The 7,553-nt window shown below is 55.7% G+C and carries 3 protein-coding genes and 1 pseudogene; 2 read left to right on the forward strand and 2 right to left on the reverse strand.

Going from position 1 to position 7,553, the window contains the following annotated elements; genetic code table 11:
• Positions 1–436: 436 nt before the first annotated feature.
• Together FN806_RS20250 and FN806_RS20255 are read right to left on the reverse strand one after the other, a co-directional pair.
• Positions 437–1,067, reverse strand: a pseudogene (locus FN806_RS20250) (tyrosine-type recombinase/integrase); the annotation flags it as partial.
• 145 nt (positions 1,068–1,212) lie between these two features.
• Positions 1,213–2,070 (reverse strand): LysR substrate-binding domain-containing protein, encoded by an 858-nt coding sequence (locus tag FN806_RS20255; RefSeq protein ID WP_142640415.1) that lies wholly within the window; start codon positions 2,068–2,070, stop codon positions 1,213–1,215.
• Positions 2,071–2,155: 85 nt separating this feature from the next.
• Here FN806_RS20255 and FN806_RS20260 point away from each other — a divergent pair, with 85 nt between their 5' ends.
• Together FN806_RS20260 and FN806_RS20265 are read left to right on the forward strand one after the other, a co-directional pair.
• Entirely contained in the window at positions 2,156–3,178 is a 1,023-nt protein-coding gene (locus FN806_RS20260; RefSeq protein WP_142640416.1) for a permease, read from the forward strand.
• A 485-nt stretch (positions 3,179–3,663) separates the two neighbouring features.
• Positions 3,664–7,461: a hypothetical protein gene (locus FN806_RS20265; RefSeq protein WP_142640417.1), complete on the forward strand. Its 3,798-nt coding sequence runs from the start codon at positions 3,664–3,666 to the stop codon at positions 7,459–7,461.
• Positions 7,462–7,553 lie beyond the last annotated feature (92 nt).

Genomic DNA, 7,553 nt, shown 5'->3' on the forward strand with positions numbered 1-7,553 from the left:
CGCATCCGTAAGCCAGAAGAGATCAGACATGTCCACCGCTCGTTTTTGAACCGTGAATCACGCCGCAAAACGGAAATCAATGGGTCCTGACCCTAGTAATAAGTTCGCTACCAATTTCGTCGAAAACTTAGTTTGAAAGCCGTAAGTTCGTGCGGCGTCGACGTGAATAAGTACCAGGGCACCCGTTTCAAATTGTCCGAAGTGATTGGCCTGTATCCGGTTTTGCCTCTTTCTCTTTGCGACAGACGCGATGCGTAAATAGCTGCCGTTGGTGCGCTGGCAGCGAAAGACAGTATCGTTCGCGTTCTGTGAGTTCGCTTGTGTTGAGATATTGCTGTCGTAGCGAATGACCGAAAAGTGGGCTGCGACCGCAGCATCGTGACGGCATGTCGAGTGACCGGTAAGGGCCGACCGTGTAGGCGGCCCAGAGATGTTTGATTTCAATAGCTTCAGCAATGGCCAAGGCATCCTCAAGTTCAACGCCAAGATACCTGACTGTACTGTCCATCTTTGTGTGCCCCAACAGAAGCTGAACGGCGCGAAAGTTGCCAGTCTTCTTGTTGAACTGAGTGACTTCCGTTCGCCGCATCGAATGCGTGCCATATGCACTGGCTTCCAGTCCGATCGACGTGACCCAGTCCCGAACAATCTACGCATACTGACGTGTCGATATGTGAAGGCGCTCATGAAAACGGCCTAGCCAAAGATACTCTGATCCGACCATCAATTCGTATTCCATCCATTTTCCGACGGATGTGCGGGTGCCTTCCGATATCTCAAACCGAACTGACTTCTGCGTCTTGTTCTGCAGCACTGAGGCGGGTTCCCTGATCTGGCCTGACGCCAGCACATCCACAACTTTCCTCTTCACAAGGTCGCAGCCGCGAAGCTTGCTGTCGATTGCCATATTGAACAGAGCAAGATCACGATGGTACTCTGCCAATTCAAGCCGCACCCAGATTGCTCAGACATGCTTAGGTTTTCAGTGGCCGCTTCTGACCGACAATGCGGCCCTTGTTCCAGGCTAGTCGAAGTGCGCGAATGGCAGGTAAGTTTGGTATTTCCATGACTAATCCTCCGATCCGCCATGCCCTCCCAAAACGACGACCCGACGTTGACACAGGCGTCATACCACAGGATGCCGCGCCGCCTCCGATGTCAGGAACCTAGTCCGACCTGCCCATTCGACAGAGCGCAGCGATAGTCAGCTTTTTATGGCTTGGCCATAAATGCGGCTCGGATCGCCTCCTTCATAGCGTCCTGAGGCCCTTGTTCTTTCGGCTTGCTGGATGCCATCACCAGCTTGGAGGCAGGCGTGTTTCCGAAGCCCAATGCGTCGTTCACCACCGATAGACCTGCGTGAAACGACGAGCGACCAAGTAGACCTACTGCAATCCCAGCTTCAACCGCTGCAATTACGCCAGAGACGCTCTGGCTGGAATATACAACGCGATATGGCTCTCCGCGGGCTTGCAATGAATTGACTGCCGCGTCGCGCCACCAGCATGCATGATCGAACAAGGCCACCGGAAGGCTTTCATCGATCTGAAAATTCCAGCGCACCGACGACACCCAACAAGTTGGGTCTTCATAAAGAACTTCCTCTTGGCTGGACGGGTTTTCGACCTCATAGACCGCAAGGTCCAGCGAACCTTTGTCGAGGGCCTCGGGAAAACTGGTGCTCAGAGCGCATGTGACATCCAGTTCGACTTTCGGATGATGGCGGGTGAAGGTCGCAATGATCGCCGCGAGTTTCGTTCGTCCGTGATCGTCGGGTATGCCCAAACGTAGTTTCCCGCTTACCGTGTTCTGGGAAATCTCTCGTAGTGCCGCATCGAGACGTGCCGTCACGTCCTGCGCGACTGGAAATAGCTTTCGTCCCGTGTCGCTCAGGACCACCCCGCGACCATGCCTGTCGAAGACCGGCTGACCCAGGATCGCTTCGAGGCGCTTGATTTGAAGGCTCGTTGCAGACTGCGACCGGTGGATGCGGGCGGCGCCTTCTGTGACGCTTCCGGCATCAGCCACGGCGACGAAGGTTCGCAGAAGATCGCTATCCAGGTTTTCCATTTGTTTTTCCAATATCGGAAATTGAAACTATGCGTTTCACAGATGCCTCGTGCCGCACTATTTTTCAAGGTCAGAGGAGTATCCCATGTCCGATCAAACCGACTCCGACCGACCATCCAACTGGAAACCCCTGATATGGGGCCTGTCTCTGCTGATGTTGGCGGGCGTCGGTCTTGTCTGGCCGGAACACGCCGCAAACGCAGCAAGGTTCGTCTTATGGGGTCTAATTGTCGTTGCCCCCATTGTCATTCCGGGCATCGTTCTAGCAGCTTGGATCATCGCCAGCGGCGCGGATACCCATATCGCTGGCGCGTTCGAGGGCAGGACGCTGAGAGCGGTTTTGGCTGCATCGCTCATCGGAGCCATCACGCCGGTCTGCGGTGTGACAGTGCTGCCTTTAATGGCCGGATTGCTGGCAGCGGGCGTGCCACTCGCTCCGATCATGGCATTCTGGCTGTCCTCCCCAATAACTGATCCGGCGATGCTCGCGACAACAGCCGCGACACTGGGTTTGAGCTTTGCGATCGGCAAAACACTCGCAGCTTTCGGATTAGGCATATTCGGGGGTGTGGTCACAGGGCTATTCGTCAAGACACCTTGGGCAATGAACGCGCTTCGAGACAATGGTCTTGCGCGCCAAATGAGTGCCGCACGATGCGGCAGGGATCAACCCTTTGATCCATGGGTATGGCGGTCTGAGGCACGAAGGCATTCTTTCAGCAGACAGTTCTGGGCGACCACGCGGCTGATCCTGATCTGCCTGATCCCGGCATTTGCCGCCGAGTATGCCTTAAACGCCGCACTGACGCCGGGCGCACTGGCAGCATATGTTGGCGAAGACAAATGGTGGGCCATACCCGCCGCTGTCTTTGTCGGTGCCCCGGCCTATATCGACGGTTACGCTGCGCTCCCGCTGACACGCGGGTTGATCGACAACGGCATGTCCGAAGGCGCGGCGATGGCTTTCCTTGTCTCGGGTGGCGCGGTCAGCATCTGGGGTGCTATGGCCATCGCACCGGTGCTCAAATTGCAACCGTTGATGCTCTATCTGCTGCTTGCAGTTCTGGGTTCGCTTGGGGCGGGGTATGTCTTTGGGTGGATCGTCTGAGATTCAGCGTTAACGGGAAGCAGACGTTCAGCAACCGGCAGCTTCGTCCGCAATGTGTGAGTACGAGCAGCGCCAAAATTTGTACTTGCAGCGAATGACCGAAATGCGGGCTGCGTCCGCAGAATGCCAGCGGGGTGTTGAATGCCTTTTATGGGCCGCTCAGTGCTTTTTGGCCGCGTGCGCGGTAAAATTGCACAATAACCAGTTCTTCACGTCAGAGCTGTGCGGCATTTTGCACTTGGCACCGTGCGGAAGGAGTGCGGTGTTCATTGCTGTTAATGCCTCCGAGCGGCGACGCCCTAGGTGGCACCTGATTGACATTTTGGGTATTTTGGCGCAAAATAAAAGCATATTTAAATAGCATTAACACTATTCCAAATTTGCAAATCACACTTGGTCGAGATTGGTGTAAAGCGTCCTATTTGGCGCAATTCCCAAGAGAAATTGACAGAAGTTCATTTTTAAAACGGAGGCTTACTTTAGCTATGTCCAGTCTTATTCAATCTGTTTTCGGTCGTGTCACCCAACAGGAGAACGGTCAGCCCGTACACGGTATATTGGTCAAGATTCAGGCGGTATTTGGGGATGGCTGGCGCAAGCGAGACGACTGTAAAATCGATCTTGGATGCGTCCTGACAGCCGCCGATGGCCGATTTGTGCTCATAGTGGATTCGTCGAAAATACCCGAAGACTGTCGATGTGCAGGTCCGATGGAATTGCGGATAAAGCTGCGCGACCGCGATGGCGTGCGCATCCATAAAGCCCGGCTCAAGATTGAGGATTGTTCCTGCACCGACGATATTAAAATCGACGTCGCCATCCCAGCAAAGAAGCTGGCGTGTCACCTGAGGCGCCCGTTAAGCTGGGCTGCACCGGATAAGCCGTTTTTGCCAGAAAGCGTTCTCGATGACATTGAGGAAGCGCTTGAGCTTGCGGATGCTGATCGGTTGCTGCGCAAGCGCACTCACTTCTTTGAGTGCATCCGCCCGACGCTTGCGATTTTTGACAACTCGCTTAGTGATGCCTGGAGTGTTCTGAACGGAGACGTCGCTGCCAAGGGGCGCTATGTGGATGTCCTCAATGCTCTTTGTGCCACGTCGCCAACAGGCTGTGGCTGTGGCGGCGCATCCGGGGATGATGCAGGCGGTATCTTGCAGGACATTTTTTCCGACGACTGTAATGATGACAGCTGTAAGCCCATCAAATCCAAACCCAACCCGGTGTGCTGTTCCGACCATGTCTGCCCGACCGGTAAGTCCCTGATCGCTGACAAAGACATGAGCTTGATGGTCTTTGCGGCCATGCATGTATCCTGTGGTCACAGACCAACAATGATCAAATACGTCGGCGCGCTGCTTGAACAACGTTGCCGGTTCCAGGCGTTGACCGCGCTTCATGAAGCAGCTGTCAACCTGATCTGCAAGAAGCCGCACGCAGGGCGTCATTTTAAGGATCTGCTCGAATATGTGATGTGCATCTGCACCGGTCAAACCCCTTGCGGACAAGTGCCTTGCTGTCAAACTTGTGTCCGCCAGCCCATCCTGGATTGCATCACGGATGCATATAGAAACTGGTGCAGTATCGAATGCTACACCGTGACCAAGATCAACCCAGAGCGTGCCTGCCCCGGTGACACGGTTGCGATCTGCGGGTGCGGGTTTGGCGATATTGCGGGGCAAGTGCAGTTCACCCAGCATGGCACGATGAACCCCGGTCCGATCGCTGTGCCGACCTCGTGGTCAGACGAACGCATCTGCGTGATCGTCCCGTCCAGTGCAGGATGTGGTTTGGCGATCATTCCTCCGACCCAAACGATCAGCGTCTGCGATCGTTTCCTGGACTATCGAAAAAGCGGCACGATGTTGGCTGAGTTCGAAGGCACAAGCGCTGACATTCTCAAGTTTATCGTCAAAGGGCATCAGAACGACGACTGCCTGTTACCCGGCGAGGTTCTGAAAATCCGCTGGAAGGTCTGCGCCGCTGACTCAGTGACTGTGCGCATCGTCAATACAGACACCGGCGCTGCCATTGCGCAGATTTCACCGGCCCCCGATCTGGGACGCTGGGACTTCGATCAGACTGACTTCGACCAAACGACCCGAGTGCGGGTCGAAATCGTCGTGACCGGTAAATGTAAACCTCCTACAGTAAGTCAGGGCTTAGACCTCGTTTTCCAGAACCCGCCGGATCTATCCATCGACGGGGTCGAGGTAACGCAGGCGATACAGTATTTCCGAGCCAACCAGCATCTGACTGATCCAGCTGACCGCGGCCCGGACAACTCACTTCAACTTGTTGCCAATAAATCGGCCTGGGTGCGGACATATCTGCGCAGTGGACAGGATCCGAATTTCGATAATGGGCAGCTCGGCAATGTCAGTGGCACACTTCAAGTGGAACGCCGGGTTGGTGGGATCTGGTCCACGGTGGCCAATATCGTTCCGTCCAATGCCCCGGTGACAGCGCAGGACAGTTTCTCGAGCTACGACGCAGAGAGACGCGACATTGATGCGACGCTGAACTTCATTATCCCTGCCAACGTGATGACCGGGCTCTTGCGCCTTTCTATCACTGTCTCGTCGCCAGACGATTGCTATGGAGGCAGCGGCACGGCCCAACAGCTTGTTGATGTCGATCTTGAGCAAGAGTTGCGCGTTGCAGCCGTCACAATTGGCTATAACGGTCCACCGATGGGCGGCGGCGCCAATATTACTTTGCCTGCCCCCAACGCAGCGCAAGTTGCCGCTGATACCAGCTTTGCGCTTCGGGTTTTCCCGGTAGGCAGTACGCCCAACGTGCGGATCATCGACAGTCAGACAACAACACAAGGTCTGACAAACAACAATTTCCCAGCGGGGGGATGCGATCCCAACTGGACGCCGATCCTGAATTTCGTGGCTAACGCGCGCACGAATGACGGTAATCAGGGCGATTGGCTTTACTATGGACTGGTCAATGCGGCGATCCCGCGCTCGCATGGCAACACAGGATGCGCCAGCGGCGGCAACGGCGCTGGCTTGTCCGGTAGCCCGGTCACGTTGGCGCATGAGTTGGGCCATCAGGCGGGTTTACCACATGCCCCATGTGGCACGGTCGGCACGCCAAACGCGAGCTACCCGCTTTACGAGCCTTACGATACCGGCATGACAACGACCGATAGCAATGGCAACACTGTCTATTCGGATGCGAGCATCGGCGAATACGGGCTCGACACAAATGACGGGACAATACACCGGCCAGCCAACAGTGAGGATCTGATGGGTTATTGCGGCCCCCGGTGGGTCTCGATCTTTACGCATAACTATATGCTGAACCGCGCCGAATTTGACCCGGTGGCGCTGGCAACGGGCGTGTCTGGCGGCAATTCGGTGGGGGCAGGCGCCATGGAAGTCGACAGGCAAGACCAGATGCGTCCTTTCGTGACGATCGTGGGTGAGGTCGGCAAAGACATGCAGGTCTCGGTCGCAAGCCTCGTACGGGTTCCAACCCGGCCCTTGCGGATGTCTGGCGCGCGTACCGATCTAGTTTTGCAGTTGATCGGGGACAAGGACGAGGTGATCTCATCTGCGCCGGTGTTCACAATGGATAATCACGACGCCAATGGCGATGGCTGCGGTTGCGGCGGAGGCGATAAAAAGGATCCGCCTAAACCGCCGTATAGTTTCATTGCGGCAATGGGCGATGTCGGCTCTGGAATTGCAATCCGCATCTGCCAGGGGGACGCAGTCATATGGGAGCGCAAGCGACCGACACGGCCGGTTAAATTGGCTTCGGCTGAAGCCAGCATTGGCAAGTCTGGTCTAAAGGTTTCCTGGAAAACGACCGGGGCCAAGCGTAGTTACGATCCCGATATTTGGCTGCAATGGTCTTCTGATGGTGAACGCTGGAACGGGCTCAGGGTTGGTGCGAGAGGTAACAGCGTTGAGATCGACCCCAACACCATTCCGGTCGACAAGGTTTGGATTAGGGTCCTTGCTCATGACGGTTACTTCACCGCAACGGCAGACACCAAGCAAGTTAAACTGCCACCAGCGCCACCCGAACTCGCCATTATTCACCCCTCTGAGGGGCAAGTGGTGCGCCCGGACCGACCGCTGCATCTCTGGGGTACATTCACTGGCCGCACCGAAGCAAAATCTGTTGAATGGTATCTGGACGGCAAGAAGGTCGCCAAAGATCTGGATGCTTGGATCGATGTACCCAAGCCAGGTGAGCATGTGGCGGAGCTGCGCGTTAAAGGCGCAAACCCGGTAACTGTCAAGTTTTCTACAGGTGAGCGCTAGGGTCAGGACCCATTGATTTCCGTTTTGCGGCGTGATTCACGGTTCAAAAACGAGCGGTGGACATGTCTGATCTCTTCTGGCTTACGGATGCG

This window comes from Ruegeria faecimaris, assembly GCF_900182615.1.
Classification (GTDB): Bacteria; Pseudomonadota; Alphaproteobacteria; order Rhodobacterales; family Rhodobacteraceae; genus Ruegeria; species Ruegeria faecimaris.